Source organism: Lacinutrix neustonica, from assembly GCF_026625145.1.
In the GTDB taxonomy this organism is placed as follows: domain Bacteria; phylum Bacteroidota; class Bacteroidia; order Flavobacteriales; family Flavobacteriaceae; genus Lacinutrix; species Lacinutrix neustonica.
Map to the genome: position 1 here is coordinate 311,996 of NZ_CP113088.1, position 17,914 is coordinate 329,909.

16 protein-coding genes and 5 pseudogenes are annotated in these 17,914 nt (G+C 37.0%); 17 read left to right on the forward strand and 4 right to left on the reverse strand.

The window, feature by feature from the left end:
* The first annotated feature begins 28 nt into the window (after positions 1 to 28).
* From N7U66_RS01680 to N7U66_RS01745, 15 genes and pseudogenes are all read left to right on the forward strand, one after another.
* Entirely contained in the window at positions 29 to 760 is a 732-nt protein-coding gene (locus N7U66_RS01680) for a hypothetical protein (RefSeq protein ID WP_267677049.1), read from the forward strand.
* Positions 761 to 778: 18 nt separating this feature from the next.
* The gene (locus tag N7U66_RS01685) at positions 779 to 1,216 is read left to right on the forward strand and encodes a hypothetical protein (RefSeq protein ID WP_267677050.1); all 438 of its coding nucleotides are present in this window, start codon (positions 779 to 781) and stop codon (positions 1,214 to 1,216) included.
* Positions 1,217 to 1,612: 396 nt separating this feature from the next.
* A complete protein-coding gene (locus tag N7U66_RS01690) occupies positions 1,613 to 2,191 on the forward strand; it encodes a Crp/Fnr family transcriptional regulator (RefSeq protein ID WP_267677051.1) in 579 nt (192 codons plus the stop codon).
* Positions 2,192 to 2,264: 73 nt separating this feature from the next.
* A pseudogene (locus N7U66_RS01695) lies at positions 2,265 to 3,367 on the forward strand (alkene reductase).
* A 201-nt stretch (positions 3,368 to 3,568) separates the two neighbouring features.
* Positions 3,569 to 3,721 (forward strand): hypothetical protein, encoded by a 153-nt coding sequence (locus N7U66_RS21230; protein WP_313791373.1) that lies wholly within the window; start codon positions 3,569 to 3,571, stop codon positions 3,719 to 3,721.
* Between the two features lie 88 nt (positions 3,722 to 3,809).
* Positions 3,810 to 4,867: pseudogene (locus N7U66_RS01705) on the forward strand (NAD(P)-dependent alcohol dehydrogenase).
* Between the two features lie 494 nt (positions 4,868 to 5,361).
* Complete coding sequence (locus N7U66_RS01710; RefSeq protein WP_267677052.1) at positions 5,362 to 6,060, forward strand: alpha/beta hydrolase family esterase; 699 nt, start codon at positions 5,362 to 5,364, stop codon at positions 6,058 to 6,060.
* A gap of 206 nt (positions 6,061 to 6,266) precedes the next feature.
* Positions 6,267 to 6,395: pseudogene (locus tag N7U66_RS22410) on the forward strand (hypothetical protein); the annotation flags it as partial.
* 21 nt (positions 6,396 to 6,416) lie between these two features.
* Entirely contained in the window at positions 6,417 to 6,923 is a 507-nt protein-coding gene (locus N7U66_RS01715) for a hypothetical protein (RefSeq protein WP_390886614.1), read from the forward strand.
* Complete coding sequence (locus N7U66_RS01720; RefSeq protein WP_267677053.1) at positions 6,865 to 7,773, forward strand: hypothetical protein; 909 nt, start codon at positions 6,865 to 6,867, stop codon at positions 7,771 to 7,773. The genes N7U66_RS01715 and N7U66_RS01720 overlap by 59 nt, the downstream gene beginning before the upstream one ends.
* A gap of 38 nt (positions 7,774 to 7,811) precedes the next feature.
* Positions 7,812 to 8,084 carry a T9SS type A sorting domain-containing protein gene (locus N7U66_RS01725; RefSeq protein WP_267677054.1) on the forward strand — a complete coding sequence of 91 codons (273 nt, stop codon included), beginning with the start codon at positions 7,812 to 7,814 and terminating at the stop codon, positions 8,082 to 8,084.
* 260 nt (positions 8,085 to 8,344) lie between these two features.
* Complete coding sequence (locus tag N7U66_RS01730) at positions 8,345 to 8,938, forward strand: acyl-CoA dehydrogenase family protein (protein WP_267677055.1); 594 nt, start codon at positions 8,345 to 8,347, stop codon at positions 8,936 to 8,938.
* Positions 8,939 to 8,975: 37 nt separating this feature from the next.
* Positions 8,976 to 9,542, forward strand: coding sequence for an acyl-CoA dehydrogenase family protein (locus N7U66_RS01735; RefSeq protein WP_267677056.1), 567 nt, complete (start codon positions 8,976 to 8,978; stop codon positions 9,540 to 9,542).
* Positions 9,543 to 9,876: 334 nt separating this feature from the next.
* Positions 9,877 to 10,716, forward strand: a complete 840-nt coding sequence (locus tag N7U66_RS01740; protein ID WP_267677057.1) for a M66 family metalloprotease — start codon at positions 9,877 to 9,879, stop codon at positions 10,714 to 10,716.
* Between the two features lie 75 nt (positions 10,717 to 10,791).
* Entirely contained in the window at positions 10,792 to 11,325 is a 534-nt protein-coding gene (locus N7U66_RS01745; RefSeq protein WP_267677058.1) for a hypothetical protein, read from the forward strand.
* Between the two features lie 247 nt (positions 11,326 to 11,572).
* On the opposite strand, the gene N7U66_RS01750 is transcribed toward N7U66_RS01745, so the two are convergent.
* Both N7U66_RS01750 and N7U66_RS01755 read right to left on the reverse strand, forming a co-directional pair.
* A complete protein-coding gene (locus N7U66_RS01750; RefSeq protein WP_267677059.1) occupies positions 11,573 to 12,175 on the reverse strand; it encodes a hypothetical protein in 603 nt (200 codons plus the stop codon).
* Positions 12,176 to 12,397: 222 nt separating this feature from the next.
* Positions 12,398 to 13,347 (reverse strand): annotated as a pseudogene (locus tag N7U66_RS01755) (sterol desaturase family protein).
* 428 nt (positions 13,348 to 13,775) lie between these two features.
* Here N7U66_RS01755 and N7U66_RS01760 point away from each other — a divergent pair.
* Positions 13,776 to 14,726, forward strand: coding sequence for a hypothetical protein (locus N7U66_RS01760; RefSeq protein WP_267677060.1), 951 nt, complete (start codon positions 13,776 to 13,778; stop codon positions 14,724 to 14,726).
* A 118-nt stretch (positions 14,727 to 14,844) separates the two neighbouring features.
* Positions 14,845 to 15,850: pseudogene (locus N7U66_RS01765) on the forward strand (LLM class flavin-dependent oxidoreductase).
* Positions 15,851 to 15,993: 143 nt separating this feature from the next.
* Here the strand turns inward: N7U66_RS01765 and N7U66_RS01770 are convergent.
* Positions 15,994 to 17,247, reverse strand: coding sequence for a hypothetical protein (locus N7U66_RS01770; protein ID WP_267677061.1), 1,254 nt, complete (start codon positions 17,245 to 17,247; stop codon positions 15,994 to 15,996).
* A gap of 53 nt (positions 17,248 to 17,300) precedes the next feature.
* A complete protein-coding gene (locus tag N7U66_RS01775) occupies positions 17,301 to 17,903 on the reverse strand; it encodes a hypothetical protein (protein WP_267677063.1) in 603 nt (200 codons plus the stop codon).
* Positions 17,904 to 17,914 lie beyond the last annotated feature (11 nt).

Consider the following 17,914-nt stretch of genomic DNA (forward strand, 5'->3'; position numbering starts at 1 on the left):
CATTTACAAACTTTTATATAGCACGATAATGAAATATTTCTATTTAATTTTTATAACGCTCATTGTTTGTTCGTGTCATAACGATGATGACCGTTTTAATGACAACGTGATTACGTTAGAGACACAAAATGAAAGTCAAGAATCTATTACTTCTGTTTTAGCTAACGGTGAGTCTTTGATTGTATTAAGAGCAAGTATCTCTGCAGAAGCAGAAGATAATATTCAAACCATTGAATTTAATAAATCTGCAGGCGACTTTCTTGGAATAGCAGGAGCAACAGCATCACGTCCTATAGATGCAAATGGAGTCGCGACAGTAACAGTACGTATTCCCAATAGAGTAGATCCTTTATTTTTTAATGCTAAGGTTACCGCAAAGTCTAAAACCTACATTGCAGAATCTAATATTGTAACCCATAGGGCTTATGCAGATAATATTATTGTTGAGCCTTCCGCTGTCGTTATTACCCAGGCCTCATCGGTGACCTTAAACACCTTTTTAACGCGTAATGAAGGAGTGGTAAGTGAAGGAACTTCTGCTGATTTTAAAGCATTCCGGACCATTTTAGACCAAGAAGTAGAAGTCGGGAGATTTACAGGTCTTAATAATGCAACAACTGATCAATATGGGAATATGACTGTTACTTTCCATACCGATACAGGTGATTTTGATTTATCAACACCGGTTTTTATTAAAGTTAGTGCTTTAGATGACCTCTCTAATAGTATAACTAAAACGATAACAATTCAGGTAAATTAATATTTTAAATTTATTTTTATGGATTCACAAAACTATTTTTCGCTTTACCGTAACACTTCCGAACCTTCAATTTTCAAATCAGGTGTAGGCGGCGAGAACCCTGCGTCGGGACCCAAAGCTATATTCCAATGGCTAGCACTATTTATTGGTGTATTAATTCAGCCATTCTATGCCTTTTATAAGGAAGCGAGAAACTTTGGTTCTCCAAGTGAAGTGTACCAAGATTATTACTTTGTATTATTTGCAATAATAATTTCTGTCGTAGCTTTCCCAACAGTTTATAGAAATGCTTTTGATGCTAATAGACCAAAATGGATGCAGTTAATTCCAGTATTTACAGCTGGATTAGGTTGGCAAACTATTGTTGATACTGCAGTAGAGGTCGCGAGTTCATCGCCGGAGGAAGTAGAAACTGTTTTTTCAATTTTGTATTTTGTACATAGTATGATAGTTTAAGAAGTATGATACCTAAAATGTATTTCTAATGGCACTAGCACATAAGGCTATTCTAGTTTAGAACAATTTCTTTTTTTAACATTTTAAAGCTTAAAACTATAATACCCTTAATTATGTCAACGATCTCTAAAAAACGCTATTGGCCTAGGCACTATTAAATAAATGGTGCAACTATTTTCTATACCAATCCTTAATGCTGTTCCAATAATTTTTGATGTCATTTCAAAATAATGAATGAATCGTAAGTGGCAGATTAATCACACTAACCTCAACTCAAGACATGCTTTTTGGAATAATTAGTAACGTTCTAAAGTCTAATTTTGGAATTTAAAATAAACGCAGTGATTCATTACTTTTCGTATTGCGAAAAGCCAATCAATTTATCATCTTTGTAGTATGTATCCTTCAATCACCAAACACATTAGAGATCATATCCATACAACAGCGCCTGCTATACACTTATTTAATTCGGTTTTAAATGAAATTTCAGTTAAAAAAGGTGCTTTTTTATTAAAACCAGGGACTTTTGTAAAACACGAATATTTTGTTGTAAAAGGATGCTTAAAGGCTTATTACATAGACAATAAAGGACACAGGCACATCATTCAATTTGCAGTAGAAAATTGGTGGATTGGTGATTTTGATGCATTTTACAATCAAGGATCTTCAAATATTTATATAGAAGCCATAGAAGACGCTCAACTACTATCCATTAATTATAATAGCCTTCAAAAAATTTACGCTGAAGCCCCTGTTTTTGAGCGTTATTTTAGAATTTTAATCACGAGTGCTTTCATTGCGCAACGCAAACGAATTTTGTCTGCACAAGAAAAAAACACACAAGAACGTTATCTCGAATTCTGTAACTCTTATCCTAATATAGAAGACAGAGTTCCAAATTATGACATTGCAAACTACTTAGGGGTCACGCCGGAAAACTTAAGTAGAGTTAGAAAAAAGTTAAATCTATCCTAATTGATTTAGGTCAATACCATTGGTGTTGTAGTGCTTTATATTTGTTTGCATTAACAAATTATAAAATGAATACATGAGCAAACAACATTTATTAACCCCATATAACAAAAACATTTCCCTAAATAACAGAGTCGTTATGGCACCCATGACGCGTAGTAGAGCAGATAATGCGGGCCACATACCAACAGATGATTTGCATGGTTTGTATTATGAGCAACGTGCATCTGCAGGTTTAATTATTACTGAAGGCTCGCAAGTGTCTACTCAAGCTGTAGGGTATGTAAATACTCCTGGTATTTATTCAGACGAGCAAGTTGAAGGGTGGAAAAAAGTAACCCAACGTGTACATGATAACGGTGGAAAAATCTTTATTCAACTATGGCATGTAGGACGGATGTCTCACCCGATTTTCATAACGGGAAGTTACCATTATCGGCTTCAGCCATAAACCCAAACGCTAAATCATATACTCCAGAAGGCTTTAAAGATACGGTTACGCCCAAAGAAATGACTGTTGAAGAGATTAAAACAACGGTAAAAGATTTTCAAAAGGCAGCTGCAAATGCAGTAAAAGCAGGTTTTGATGGTGTGGAAATACACTCTTCTAATGGCTATTTGTTTCATCAATTTTTTAATGGTTTATCTAATAAAAGAACCGATGCCTATGGCGGAAGCATTGAAAACAAAACCCGTTTCTTTTTCGAAGTCCTCGACGCCATGAAAGAAGTCATTCCACAGGAAAAAATAGGTGCACGCTTTAATCCGTCGTTAGATGGTTTGTTTGGTATGACTATGAATGAAGACACTATCCCAACCTTTGAATACCTTATAAAAAAGTTAAACAATTATAATCTTGCCTATGTGCATCTTTCTGAACCTTTTTCCGATGTTTCAGAAATACCTTATGCTGTTACAGAAATCGCTAAGCATTTCCGGCCGTTGTATAACGGAACATTAATGATTAACACTGCGTTTGATCAAGAAAAAGGAAATAAAATTATCGAGGAAGGCTATGCCGATTTAGTCGCCTACGGGAAGCCATACATCTCTAATCCGGATTTAGTAGAACGTTTTGAAAATAACTTTGATCTAGCAGAATGGGATGAAGATACATTTTACACCACAGGAGCGAAAGGGTATATAGATTATCCAAAAGCGGCTAAAGAAACTGTTTAACTAAAAACACATGATGAAATTTACAAGAAAAGAGAATGCAGAATGGAAAGGCAGTGGTATATAAGAACTAGGAAACCTTACTACAGGAAGTAAAGCTCTAAATAAAACACAATATTCCTGTCACACACGTTTTGAAGATGGAGCGCAAGGAACCAAAATCCTGAAGAATTAATTGGGGCAGCGCATGCCGGTTGTTTTACTATGGAATTAAATGTCTTGCTAAACGAAGCTAATTTTACAGTAACAGTTTTAGAGGTTGATGTAAGCGTTACTTTTGAAGAGGGAAGCATTGCAAAAATTTGCTTCAACCTAGAAGGAGATGTGCCAAATATTGAGGTAGAACAATTCCAGTAATTAGCACATAAAGCTAAACAAGTGCACCCTGTATCTAAAGTATTAATACAGAAATTGAATTAAAAGTAACTTTAAAAAACGCATAATTATGGCAACGACAACAGTAAAAGCATATGGAGCAACAGCAGCAACAGCAGATTTAAAACCTTTAAACATACAAAGAAGAGCTGTAGGAACAGACGACGTAAAAATTAATATTACCTATTGTGGTGTCTGTCATAGTGATATACATACCGTGAGAAACGACTGGAAAGGATCAACATATCCAGTAGTGCCAGGACACGAGATTATTGGTCGCGTAGTAGAAGTTGGTCATGGGGTCAATAACTACAAAGTAGGCGATGCAGTAGGTGTAGGGTGTATGGTAGATTCTTGCCAAACCTGCTCCTCTTGCGAGCAAGATTTAGAACAGTTTTGTGAAAAAGGAGCCACATTTACGTATAATAGTCCGAGATGAATATATTGAAGGCGCACAAACCTATGGAGGCTATTCAACATCAGTCGTTGTAGATGAAAAGTTTGTTCTACGTATTCCGGAACATTTAGATGCCGCGGCAACGGCTCCTTTATTATGTGCAGGTGTGACAACTTGGTCGCCATTAAGCCACTGGAAAGTGAAAAAAGGAGACAAAGTAGGCGTGATTGGTTTGGGCGGCTTAGGACATATGGGCGTTAAATTTGCCTATGCATTGGGGGCACATGTGGTCATGATTACAACATCACCGAGAAAAAGGACAAGATGCCAAACGTTTAGGCGCTCATGACGTTTTAGTCTCTAAAGATCAGGAGGACATGAAAAAACACCAAGGGAGTTTCGATTTTATTTTAAACACCATTCCGGTAGGTCATGAAATGGATCCCTATTTAGGGTTACTTAAAATTGACGCAACCATGGTTTTAGTTGGTGCCGTAGAGCCTTTAAAGCCATTTCATGGTGGGAGTATTATTATGGGACGTAAGCGAATTGCGGGCTCTCTAATTGGTGGTATTAAAGAAACACAAGAGATGTTAGATTTTTGTGGAGAACATAATATTACGAGTGATATTGAGCTTATAGACATGCAAGATATAAACACAGCTTACGAGCGTATTACCAATAATGATGTTAAATATAGGTTTGTAATTGATATGAAATCTTTAAAATAATCTAGTAAATCCAGTTAAGAACAGCATCTATAAGGATTTTAGATGCTGTTCTTTTTTTATAGTTCCTATATAAAGAAGGAGTGCTACGAATACCTCTTTATCACAATAGAGTATAGCGAGTAAACGTTTTTACGTAATGTATGTTTAAGACAACTACAAAGTATATTCACCCCATGTAATAGCGCTTTTACCATGAGCTCTCAATTTAATTTTAGAGCGTAAGATACATGTTACGCTTTCTTTATTTTTCCTTTTAAACCCCTTAAAACGAACTAAAAACAAAGATGGTATTAGCTGATTCTGAAAGCCTTTTCTCTAATTTGTGAAAAGGCTTATTTTTATTAATTCAACAAAAAAACACTTATAAAATTAAAATTAATTCAATATATTAACTATATTAGTAAGGTAAATTGTGTGTTTTGTTGTTTTTTAACAGTATGACATCTATATGAATAGATCATATTTTTTAATTAATTAACCTTAAAACCATTACAATGAACACCAAAATTACCCTCGCCAAAAGAACTTTAGTACTTTTGCTTCTTACCCTCTCAACCACACTCTCTGGTTACGCACAGCAAGTTATTAACGCCACATTACAACACGATGGAAAAACAAGGCAATACCGTCTTTATGTCCCACAAAGTTACGATGCTAGTAAACCAGCGCCTCTCATATTAAATTTTCATGGCTTTACAAACACGATTAATATTCAATATAACCAAAGTGCTTTTCAGCAATTGGCAGAAGACAATCAATTTATATTTGTCACTCCTCAAGGTTTAGGAGGATTTTTCTCCGGGTGGGCTATAAATAATAGTTTTGGTGGTAATGAGGATGATTTAGGGTTTTCAGACGCTTTAATCAATAAAATTCAATCGGATTATAATATTAATGATAAACGTATTTACGCCACTGGATTTTCAAATGGTGGCTTTTTTAGTTATAGACTCGCCTGCGAATTAAGTTCAAGAATTGCAGCTGTGGCTTCGGTAGCGGGAAGTATGACTAGAAGTTGGATAGATACTAACCAATGTCAACCACAACACCCAACTGCGGTATTACAAATCACAGGGACTAATGATGGTACCATTTCTATAAACGGTAACGGGTCTAATAAACCTATAAAGGATGTAATGGAATACTGGTCTGATTACAACAATGGGGATGCTACACCGAAGTTATTCAATTAGGAGGTGGGTCTACACGCGCTATTTGGGATAATGGTGATAATGGTGTCACGGCAGAATTTATTACAGTTCAAGGCAAAGGGCATAGCTGGAATGGAGGGAACGTAAACACTTCACAAGAAATTTGGAATTTCTTTTCTCGATTTGATATTGATGGTGCATTAGATCCATCTCCTCCTACTGGTGAGATTTGTTCAGGAAATGTATCTATTTTCCCATATAGTGAGAGTTTTGAAGGCAATTTAGGTGCCTGGAAACAAGCTACTGGGGATGATTTAAACTGGACAATCAATTCAGGCGGCACACCTTCTACTGGTACTGGACCCAGCAGTGCTATTGATGGTACTTCGTATATCTATGTGGAAGCCTCAGGAAATGGAACAGGATATCCAACAAAAAGAGCGATTTTAAATTCGCCCTGTTTAGATTTAAGTAGTTTGTCAACGGCTAAATTTGGTTTTCAATATCATATGTTTGGTGCTACTATTGGGACATTAACTGTAGAAGCACGAACAGGAAATGCCGGCAATTGGGTGAGCCTTTTTAGTAAAACTGGTGCACAAGGTAGTGATTGGAATGCCGTAATTATTGATCTGGATGCTTATGCAGGAAATACAAGTGTACAATTAAGAATTAACACGGTTACCGGCAGTAATTACACAGGAGATGTTGCTATTGATGCCATTCAAATAGGTGCTAATATAGATGGCCCAGGGTCTACGGACTGTGTAGGGAACATTTCTAATTTCCCTAGCACAGAAAGTTTTGAAACTACCCTTGGAGATTGGTCTCAAGAGACCTCAGTTGATGATTTGGACTGGACCAGGAGATTCGGCGGCACACCCTCTTCTCGGAACAGGACCTAGTAGTGGCGCAGACGGTAACTTCTACCTTTATGTAGAAGCTTCAGGAGATGGCACAGGATTCCCAAATAAAAGAGCCATTTTAAATTCTCCATGCTTAGATTTTAGCGCGCTCGATACGCCCACGTTAGTGTTCCAATATCATATGCAGGGAACAGCCATAGAAACCTTAGATGTCGAAGCAAGAACCAACAACACTGGCGAATGGGTGCCTGTCTTTAATAGAACAGGAACACAAGGCGCCAATTGGAATCAAGCCAGTATAGCACTTTCTGCATTTGCTGGAGAAGCAAGCGTCCAATTGCGTTTTAATGCGGTTACCGGTTCGGGCAGTAGTGGATGGCAAAGTGATATCGCTATTGATGCGATACACATTCAAAATGATACTGTAACACCGCCTTCAACATGTGATTCTATTAATTTTGATGCTTTCCAACTCCTTTCTTTTTCTAATCAAGATGCAGCAGGGAATTATACAGCAAGTGGAACGACATTAGCTTTACAAAATAATACATGGAAATATATCCCTCTAAATTATACAGTAACTCCAAATACAGTGATCGCATTTGATTTTAGTAGTACCTCTGAAGGAGAAATTCATGGGCTTGGTTTTGAAAATGATAATACATTATCGTCCACTAGATATTTCAAAGTTCATGGAAATCAAAATTATGGAGTCACCAACTATAATAACTATGTTAGTGGTACTAAAAACTATATCATTCCTGTAGGGGCATTCTATACTGGAAATATGGATCGATTAGTATTTATTAATGATAATGATGCAGGCTCGGAAATAACTCCACTTTTTCCAATGTCAAAATTTATGAAGGATCGTGTGGAGGTTCTGTAGTAGCACAAAAAGGGACTGATTATACTGGTGTAACGCCAATGTATGGCACCGAAGATGAAGATGGGTTAACCATACTAATGACCCCTAATCCAACACGAGATCAATTCTCACTGAGTGTGAGCCATATGAACAGCAAAGCAATGACGGTGCGCATTTATTCCATTCTAGGACAGCAAAAACATGAAACAAAACTGCAGTCTGGTGTGACTACTTTTTCGGCCAACAGCTTAGGACTTAGTTCCGGTATTTACGTTGTAAAAATTAAATCTGAAGGCAATAATGCGATTGTAAAAAGATTGATTGTAAAATAAAAAAATAATTAATTAGTCGCTAAAAGATGTTTCAGTTTATAATTGAAGCATCTTTTTTTTATTTTAAAAGCGTCACCAATCTCAATTATCTCAAAGAAATACCCATTAATTTTGATGTAAACCGTAATTTGTGTCTATAATAATGCTTACATGTAAGATGACGCTAATGGTTTTAAAAATTATTATTATAAAGAATACTTTTAAACCCTTGAAAGCCTACTATATTTTATAAGAAAAAGCACATTAATAGAGGAGGAGATATGTTACAAAATGTTTTATTAGCACGAGAAATCTATGCATCAGAAGAACATCACATGATGCAACAAATGATTCAAGATTTCATCAACAATGAAATTATAGCCCACACCGATGAATGGGAAAAAAAGGGTATGGTTTCCCGAGAGATTTGGGAACGTACGGGCGCATTGGGTTTACTGTGTATCGACATGCCGGAACGCTATGGTGGTAGTGGTTTAGATTTTAGCTTTAGCGCATTATTTATTGAAGAATTGGCAAAAAAAGGCATCAGTGGTCCAGGGTTTTCATTACACTCAGATATTATTGCTCCATATTTATTAAAATATGGTACCGAGTCTCAAAAACAAAAATACCTTCCTTTAATGGCTACAGGAAAAATGATTACGTCCTTAGGTATGACTGAGCCAAATTGTGGTAGTGATTTGAAAGCCATTAAAACAACGGCCGAGGATAAAGGAGACTATTATTTGGTAAATGGGCAGAAAACCTTCATAACCAATGGGTATATGAGTGATATGTCTATAGTCGCAGTAAAAACCCAGTCTCGGCACCTCGAACGAAGGCGTGTCTTTGTTAATAATAGAGAGTCACTTTGAAGGTTTTGAAAAAGGAGTTCCTCTAAAAAAAATAGGTATGAAAGCACAAGATACCTGTGAATTATTTTTTGATAATGTCAAAGTTCCTAAAGAAAATCTATTAGGAGAAGAAGGTTTGGGTTTTAAAATCATGATGGCTGAATTGCCTAGGGAGCGTTTAACCGTAGCCATTAATGCTATTGGAGGAGCAGAGGGCGCCATAGAAAACACCATAGAATACACCTCCACAAGAACCGCTTTTAAGAAACCCATTGCTGGATTCCAAAACACACAATTCAAACTTGCTGAGTGTGCGACGCAATTACAAATACATCAAGCATTTGTAGATCGCTGTACACGCTTATTATCACAGAATCAACTCACGGCAGAAAGTGCTTCGATGGCGAAGTTTTCTGCCACAGACATGCATGGTAAAGTGGTCGATGAGTGTCTACAATTATTTGGCGGCTATGGTTATATGTGGGAGTACCCCATTGCCGTAATGTATGCCGATAATAGAGTGGCCGTAATTTATGCGGGCACCAATGAGATCATGAAAGTATTAATCGCTCGCGGGTTGTACAAGGAATTGTTTGACAACATAAGAGCCATGAAAAAACAATAAATACATAATAAAAACACTTATAATCTGAGCGTATTTTATCTAATCAAACCACGCCAGTTAACCAAACAGTATAGAAGTTAAACTCAAGACTCGGTAACGTTTGAATGCAAGAAAGACAGCTCAATGTAATCACTTTGCATCTCCAAAATTCAAAAAAAAAGGGGAAATGTCCCGTGAAAAAAAGGGGAAATACCCGTGGTTATCTGATTTTCAATATCCTAAATTTGTTTGTAATGAATTAAATTTTGGGAAAACATGCATACACTATATCAAAAAAAACAAATTAAAGGCATGCAATATATGATATTGCCGCTTTTCTTATTTCTGCTCACCTGTGCCCCAGGATGATGATTTGGTAAAAATCAATAACGCTTCTTCCAGTGAAACAGGGATCTTAGTTGATGGCATCAAGGGAGGCGTACAGCAAAATGATAATAGCTTTACAGCTTCCTCTAATTTGAGAAATATAGGAAGCTTTACAGGAGCGGGTACCAATGGGGAAATCATAGGGTTTAATAGTGAACGTCCTGTGGCCATTACAACTCCAGTAAACTGGACCGCCAATCGTGATGAACCCGATTTGAATTTTAACAATATGATACAGATTCCAGTAAAAGTTTGGATAGTAAAAGGCAATTTTGCGACACAACGCGCACTTGCCATCAGTCATTGTATTTATACGGCCAATGTTTGGAATACCGAAAGAATGGGCGTGCGGTTTAGTCCTTTTGAAATTGTAGATGCTACAGGCGACCCGGATGCCCCAACGTATTATAATTATACCTGTGCGCTTCAATCAGGGATTGAAAATGATATAGGTAAGGATGCCAATAAAATTAATATTTATTACGTGGGGACTGTAGATGGAGGAAGTTCCGGAGGGCAGGCGTGTTCTATTGGTAGTGATTTTGTAGCTATGGGAGAAAACACACTTTCAGATTTGCTCGTACATGAATTAGGGCATGATTTTGGATTGTTTCATACCAATAGTAATGCCAATTTCAATCAGACAGGAATCATGCATTCTGCTAGCAGCACTAGGGAATTTATTACTGAAGGGCAGCTTTTTCGGGCGCATTTGTTATCTAATTCGGCTATAAATAGCGTCTACAATGCAAGACCAGGAGCCCCTACCGAGGTTGTGGGCATAATGCATCTTCTGCAACTTGTTTAAGTATTGATAAGCGTATTTGGACAGATGGGGCTTTTCCTGCAAATTAATTTCAGAATCAATTTAATATTAAAAATCATGTATTTATTTAAAACAAAACATATTATTTGTATCACAGGATTTTTGATTATAGGTCTTTTTTCTCAGGCTCAAATCAATGTGAATGCGAACAAAATATATACAGAATGGCAGACTTCAAATTGTGGTATCAATGAAGACAAAGCGCTTATCCAATTGTTATTGGAAAACGTTTCTAATCCGGAACCCCTGTTATTTAATGGTTTTCAGGAAGGACCTCCTGCTCAATATCTAGAAAGTACAACAGGATCCGAATTGAATCGGATGCGTATGAACCAAAAGCTAATTTCTGAACAAAAAATTGAAACTGGTTTAAGTAAAGAAGACTTGCAAATTGCATCAGAAATGTCTCTTGATTCCGCTAGGGTTCAAATTAAAAAAAGCATAATAAACGGTTGGAAAACACGTGCACTAACAGGCTTAAGTTACCTAAATACTACTAAATCTAAAAAATTACTTAATGCATTGGCTAAAGATGAAGAGAGTCCCTTTAACGGCTTAGCCAATTCACTTTTAACGCAAAATGAAGACTAATAGGGAAACAGCCCTTTTATAAAGTTTCTCAAGTTAATTATAACATCCATTTTTAAAACATCATCTTTATAAGATGCTGTGAAACGCTATAAAAACAGAAACGCTTAATTCTTAAAAATAGTTTTCTTTCATGTCGCGGGAAGTAATAACCTTAGTTTCAGCTATAAATTTCATAAAAAGATAGATGGACAAAATATGAGCTATTATTATTAACACGGTAAACGTTCTGTTATAATATAAAAACTCATTAATAGGACTTAAAGCAAACTGGAAAAAATAAAAAAGTCCGAGATATTAGAAGCAAAACGCCATTGCCATAATTATCATTGACATAAACCATTGAAATGGTGATTAGATAAACGGCGAGGCTAGAAGCACATAAAAAAGTTAAGAAAAGTAAATGATCTGGAATATAGTTCATTAGCAATTCAAGGATAGCATACAATAGGTAAGCCACTAATAAAAAACCGATAAGCAAGGATATAGATAATAATGATTTTAATTTGCGCTTATCTAAATATTTTATGAGTAGGATTGTAGAGCACACTAAATAAGCAGAAGTAAATAGAGTAATCCACATAAAATAATCTTCAAAACAGTAAAAGGCTAAACTATCTGAAACGATTACAGTACTCAAGGCAAAAACAAAAAGAAGGTTTGCTTTCTTTTTGGTAAGACTGATATATTTTAAAAAGATGATGAAAATAACAACAGGAACCGTGTACAATAAACACTTTTTTTCTAAAAATAAGCTAACCATTACTGAAACAAAAATAGACAGGTAAAATAAAGTATCTAAAAAAGATTTATTTTTAAAAAAATCAAGAACCACAAGTTCTTTCTTCATCATTCAATAGCGTATAAGTAGTTATTGGTATTATCAAATATAATTAAATTAGTTGCAAATACGCCCTTTATTAATATAATAAAAGGATTGTTTTTACTGTGTTGATAAGCAATGAGTAACAACTGGTCTTGTTAAGGAAAAAGAGAAGCATTACCCCACTTTCACGTTCTGTTTCTATTCTTTTTCCCTAAAACTAAAATGAATCAGACAGGGTTGTTTATAGTTTTAGGATAAGGCCGTCTTTACAAGGCTGCTTTCAGGTGCTTTTACCATTTCTCTCCTTATTTGCTTTATGGTCAGGGTACTGCCATCATGGCTCCAGCCAGGCGGACCAAAAACATACATAAACTTATGATACCAATTGCTTGACTTCTTGATGTCGTCCCAAATGTTTTTGTATTCGTGGGTTAAAATAACATACAGGTTATACGAATCGGAGGTACAGAAACCCCGTATTCTATAGCGATGGAATCGTCTAATTCTTTCCAAGTTCCAAAAAGCCTATCGAAAATATTGAGAATCCCCCCATGGTTTTTGTCCATATATTCAATATTTCGCGCGTGGTGTACTTGGTGCATGGTGTGGGTATTTATAAATTTTTCTATAAACCCCATTTTTTTTATGTACTGCGTGTGGAGTTGAAATTGCCATATGGCCTCAATTCCCATACAAACAACTAGCATTTCCGGTGGAAAACCAATGATTACAATCCAAACATAAAAAAAAGGCTTATAAAAAATAGTGAACCAACCGTTGCGTACAGCAGTTCCTAAGTTAAAATTGTCTGAAGAATGATGAACAATATGTGCTGCCCATAAAAAGCGGATCATATGATTTTGTCGATGGAACCAGTAATAAGAATAATCATCTAAAAGCATACAAATCAACCACAGGTACCAGGCATATCCAAAAGACTCATAGCCCATTATATTTGTACGAACGCCATCTAACATAGGATTGAATAGTTCATAAGCAAAATTAAAAACCAAGACTACGGCTACTGTTTTCACGAGCGCACCGACTATTACAGACCCAATACCAAGCGATAGACTTGATAACAAATCTTTCCATTTATAGAGTTGTTTGTTATCAAAAGCTTTGCTGTAGGTAAGCTCTATTGCAATAAAGCCTAAAAAACAAGGAATTGCATAAACCAACGGGTTTGTAAAATCCATTTAATAGTTGTTTTAAAATTGAGTAGTTGTTTTAAATAAGGGTTTATTTAGGAGTAATTAGTTTCTAATTCTGTTTTTAGGCAATATACTTTATTTTCTCACCATTCTTACCCTGCCATAAAACCTTTCTGTGAGAGAAAACAATAAAACTTTAAATAGATCTGTTTTGTTGCGTTGGCAATTTTTTATATCAGTATACATGATCTCTTATAAAAACCAAAAAAGACGGACCTTGGTGTAAGTGGCTTTTTTTTAGTATCAAAACAGTCTGTTGCACTTACAGAATAGGAAAATAGAGCATCCATCTTATATAATTACATAAAGGCATGATCAAATTAGTGCTTTTATGTAAACACATGAAACCTAAAGTCAACAAAAAATCATGTATCTTTATGATTCAATTTTAAAGCTAAAATTCCATTAAATCTATGAAGTATTTCCCGTTGATGTCCTGCCTGTTTGTCTTACTATTACTTGGTTGCAATGAGATCAATCCTGAAGGTGAAAAAGAAGTGCGTCAATTTGTAAAAAAATGGAACGAAGCCCATACACAACTCAAGGCACCATATCTAGGACGCGACTATATGGCTAGGGTAAACTATTATGGCAAAGAGCGCACCAGGCCCCAAGTGCAACGCGATAAGAATTTACTGTTTCAACAGTTTCCGGACTATACACAGCGTATTTTAAATGATGACCTTGTTATCACGAAAGAGGCAGGAAGCTATTTAGTAGCCTTCACCAAACGCGTTAACTATAACGGAATAGAAGCAGACTATCCCGCTTATCTTTCTGTAATGTTTAGAAATGGTGCGTTCCAAATAATAAGAGAAGGGGTTGCTAAAAATGCTAAAGATCTTGATGCTCCCATTTTTCCCAGTGCACGTGAAAATATGGCTTTTCAATCTGAGAACAGGCAGCTGTTCGGTGATTTTAACGGCGATGATATATCAGACTATGCAACGGTGATCTCTCCGGAAATAAGCACTACTACAAAAACGGAGGCTGGAAGCGACGCCCTGATTTCGTGTAAAGGGGCGTGCAACAGTGTAATTACTTTTAGTGCGAAGGACTTAGAGTCCATCACAATCCAAGGGGCGTACCAATCACAATTGGAAAATTTAAAAGACCTTAATAACGACGGTGCAGACGAGATTGGTTTTTGGGATTTTAAACCCAATACCAAGACCCTCTATGTTTTTAATGCAACCAATGGAACTTTACTTACCGAGCCTATTGTAATAAATACTAGCGTTCATAAAAACCTCGATCTTATCGATGTTTTTAAAAAAACAGGTCCCAGTAAGATTACCGTAACACGCAGTGAGCAGATTAATGGGAAGTGGGTCTTAAAGAGTGAGGTAATCACATTAGACTAAATCCCCTTTTGCACATAAATAGTATCTTTGTAAATACAAGTGATAAACGCGGCGATGCAATGACGCATTCTGTTTCGTTTTAGATTCAAACCGTACAATACAGCTCACTTATACGTTTATGAACACCAAACACACCCGATACTCCATCTTGGACCTTGCTTTAGTTTCTAAAGACCATACGCTTAAAGAAACCTATAACAATGCGCTTGCATTGGCGCAACGGGCTGAAAGCTTTGGCTACACCGGATATTGGTTGGCAGAACACCACAATGCCGTTAACATAGCGAGTAGTGCAACGTCTGTATTAATTGGGTATGTTGCCCAAGGCACAACCACACTTCGCATTGGTTCTCGGAGGAATCATGCTACCCAACCACTCCCCATTACTTGTGGCGGAACAATTTGGTACCTTAGCCGCTTTATATCCCGATCGCATTGATCTCGGTTTAGGGAGAGCACCAGGAACCGACAGGGAGACCGCACAAGCCATACGTTCGGATTTTATGCAAGCCGCCCATTCCTTTCCTAAGGAATTAGAAAAAATAGAAACCTACTTTTCTGTCGAAAATGCAGGTGCTAAAGTGCGTGCCACCGTAGCCGAGGGTGTTAAAGTCCCTATTTATATTTTAGGCTCTAGTACAGATAGTGCGCATTTAGCTGCAAAAAAAGGATTGCCTTATGCCTTTGCGAGTCACTTTGCAACCACGCATTTATGGGAAGCACTTGACATTTACCGTAAAGAATTTCAACCCTCAAAACACTTAGAGAAACCTTATGTAATCACTGGAGTAAATATTATAATAGCAGATACCGATGAAGAAGCCGAACGCCTATCCACTTCTTTAATTCGTATGATTGTTGGAATATTTACAGGTAAACGGGATTATGTACAACCTCCAACAGCTATGACAGATGAGTTTAGGGACTTGATGCAACACCCACAAGTACATCAAATGCTAAAATATTCTTTTATTGGTAGTAAAGCCACAGTTAAGGCCCAAGTAAAAGCGTTTATAGCGAAAACTAATGCCGATGAACTTATCGCGGTCACCAATATTTACGAGGTAAACGACAGAATACGTTCTTACGAATTATTCTCGGAAATCATGACAGAGTTAAATTAAAACGGGTGGGTGTGTTTGTTAAATAATTATTCCATACCTAACAAACGGTAGGCTAAAGTTTGTTATTCGTCCATTCTATATCTATGGAATAACATCATAGAAATATACATGGTTTAGTGATAAATGCCCCAGCACTTGCAGTTTCAATGAGGTTGTAAGCCAAAAAGTGTACGTAAAGCAATAACATGCTTTTGTAACACTTTTCCCGAAACACCAATTTCATTAAGAAAAGCTTGCAGTCTTTTTATTCCCATGCGAGTATAGTTTGTAGCTGGAGTTATTTTATTCAAATAGAGATGTGCTGCACAATGGGGGCAATAAGGTTTTGTAGCTCCAATAATAAATATTTTACTATTGGCTGTAATTAACTGCCGCTCGGCATGGTGAGTTCTTGAAGCCTTATTTGCCTTTTTAATCCAAGGCACGAGATCTTCCCAAACATTATTTTGCCACCATGGTTTTCTTGGCACATACTTTCCTGAGCTAGACACCCAAAGCCGTACTAAACCTATTTCACGACTAACCACGCCGGACGGGTTGGTTACCAATCCGGGCGCGAGGGACTCTATAGAAGCTCCAACGCCAGCGGTTATAGACCGAAACGCGCGTTCTGCAAGATTTGCTTCCATTAATTGTTTTAGACTTAAAGCTCTATCTCTTACAGCTTCACTCGCCCAGGCTTTCATATAGCCTTCCGGGTCTGTCGCCGGATTTGAGGCTTTAGTAGGTGCACCTCCTGGCCTAGACGGGACCGTTTCCGGAGTATACATTGTTAATCTGCGTCCTCCTAGAGGATATCTTGGGGGCCCTGTATTAGGTGGTATAGGTGATACCAGCTGCGGAGGTGGCTTTCTATACAGGGGTAAGCGTCTTCCGCCTGGTGGATAACGTGATGGTGATGGATTTGGAGTTGCTGGTGCTTCAGGAACCTTAAATCGCTCTCTAATAGTTGATGCTGCTTTTCCAGCAATCTTAGCCGCACCCATTGAAACGATGGTGATTAGAAAATCTATACCCAGTTTTGCTATGGTCTGTGCCAATAATTCTACACCTTGCCTAAACTCAATTTCATTTTCTGCATTGGCAATAGCAGCAAGAGCCCGCCCTAAATCTATAACATGGGTACCAAAAGTAGCAATAAGTAAAACGATACCTGCTCCAGTAGCTATCCATGCTAAAGGGCCACCAGATTGTAACAATAAAAAGGCGGCAAAAATGGCTGAAAAAAGTGCGATATTGGCTGGCTGTAATAATTTATTGAGTTCTTCCTTAATATCATTAGTGAGAATATCACTATTTTTTAATTCACTAAAGGCTAATAAAACTTTATCTAACCCATCCATATGCGCATAAGCATCTTTACTAGTGCGATGCGCTAATTCGTGCTGTGCGATCATGCGCTGTAACCTATCATATTCCTGTTGATATTGCGCTCTATCGCTTAAATCTCCTAAAGGAATAAAAACAACACCATGCTCTCGCGCAATGGTTTCCGATTTCGTTGACTCCCATAATGCTGTCTTTCAGTTTCATTTTCTGTCCATGCTTGATTATGTGCAGGCCGGCTTAATCGTCTTCTTTCCGCATTGTAATGACCTTGATTTAATAAGTCTCCTTGGGGACCTTCAGCGTGGTTGTTTTGTATAGCGAGTGCGTCAAGTTCTTGCTCTCTTCTTGTTAATATGGCCTGTAAAGAGTGCTTTACCTGTGGGTCGTGTTTTTCTAAATCCTTAGACGCTTCAAGAATTTGACGCAAATCATCTTCGGTAAGCTCACCAATTATGTCCGGAGGGCCTAGTTTTCTCCCATTGTGTGGTATGGTGTTATCTTGGGCAACAACATGTCTACCCACGGACAATCGTTCTTTTAACTGTGTTTTACGTAAGGTTTTAAGTCTATTATTTAGTTTTTGCCAATAGGCCTCATGTTCTAACTTATCTTGATTAGATGCGAATTCGTTATAAAAAAGGAGTTCCTTAATGCTTTTGATTTCTGCCACTAAGTCCACTTCATTCAACGCTTCAATTTCTGAATCTGTTTTAAAATTTCCCATGCTCTTTTTAT

Bases quoted from the DNA above. Each gene is read 5' to 3' on its own strand.
- N7U66_RS01680 (WP_267677049.1), top strand. From the start codon at position 29: ATGAAATATTTCTATTTAATTTTTATAACGCTCATTGTTTGTTCGTGT.
- N7U66_RS01685 (WP_267677050.1), top strand. From the start codon at position 779: ATGGATTCACAAAACTATTTTTCGCTTTACCGTAACACTTCCGAACCT.
- N7U66_RS01690 (WP_267677051.1), top strand. From the start codon at position 1,613: ATGTATCCTTCAATCACCAAACACATTAGAGATCATATCCATACAACA.
- N7U66_RS21230 (WP_313791373.1), top strand. From the start codon at position 3,569: ATGGAATTAAATGTCTTGCTAAACGAAGCTAATTTTACAGTAACAGTT.
- N7U66_RS01710 (WP_267677052.1), top strand. From the start codon at position 5,362: ATGAACACCAAAATTACCCTCGCCAAAAGAACTTTAGTACTTTTGCTT.
- N7U66_RS01720 (WP_267677053.1), top strand. From the start codon at position 6,865: ATGATTTGGACTGGACCAGGAGATTCGGCGGCACACCCTCTTCTCGGA.
- N7U66_RS01725 (WP_267677054.1), top strand. From the start codon at position 7,812: ATGTATGGCACCGAAGATGAAGATGGGTTAACCATACTAATGACCCCT.
- N7U66_RS01730 (WP_267677055.1), top strand. From the start codon at position 8,345: ATGTTACAAAATGTTTTATTAGCACGAGAAATCTATGCATCAGAAGAA.
- N7U66_RS01735 (WP_267677056.1), top strand. From the start codon at position 8,976: ATGAAAGCACAAGATACCTGTGAATTATTTTTTGATAATGTCAAAGTT.
- N7U66_RS01745 (WP_267677058.1), top strand. From the start codon at position 10,792: ATGTATTTATTTAAAACAAAACATATTATTTGTATCACAGGATTTTTG.
- N7U66_RS01750 (WP_267677059.1), bottom strand. From the start codon at position 12,175: ATGATGAAGAAAGAACTTGTGGTTCTTGATTTTTTTAAAAATAAATCT.
- N7U66_RS01760 (WP_267677060.1), top strand. From the start codon at position 13,776: ATGAAGTATTTCCCGTTGATGTCCTGCCTGTTTGTCTTACTATTACTT.
- N7U66_RS01770 (WP_267677061.1), bottom strand. From the start codon at position 17,247: ATGATCGCACAGCACGAATTAGCGCATCGCACTAGTAAAGATGCTTAT.
- N7U66_RS01775 (WP_267677063.1), bottom strand. From the start codon at position 17,903: ATGGGAAATTTTAAAACAGATTCAGAAATTGAAGCGTTGAATGAAGTG.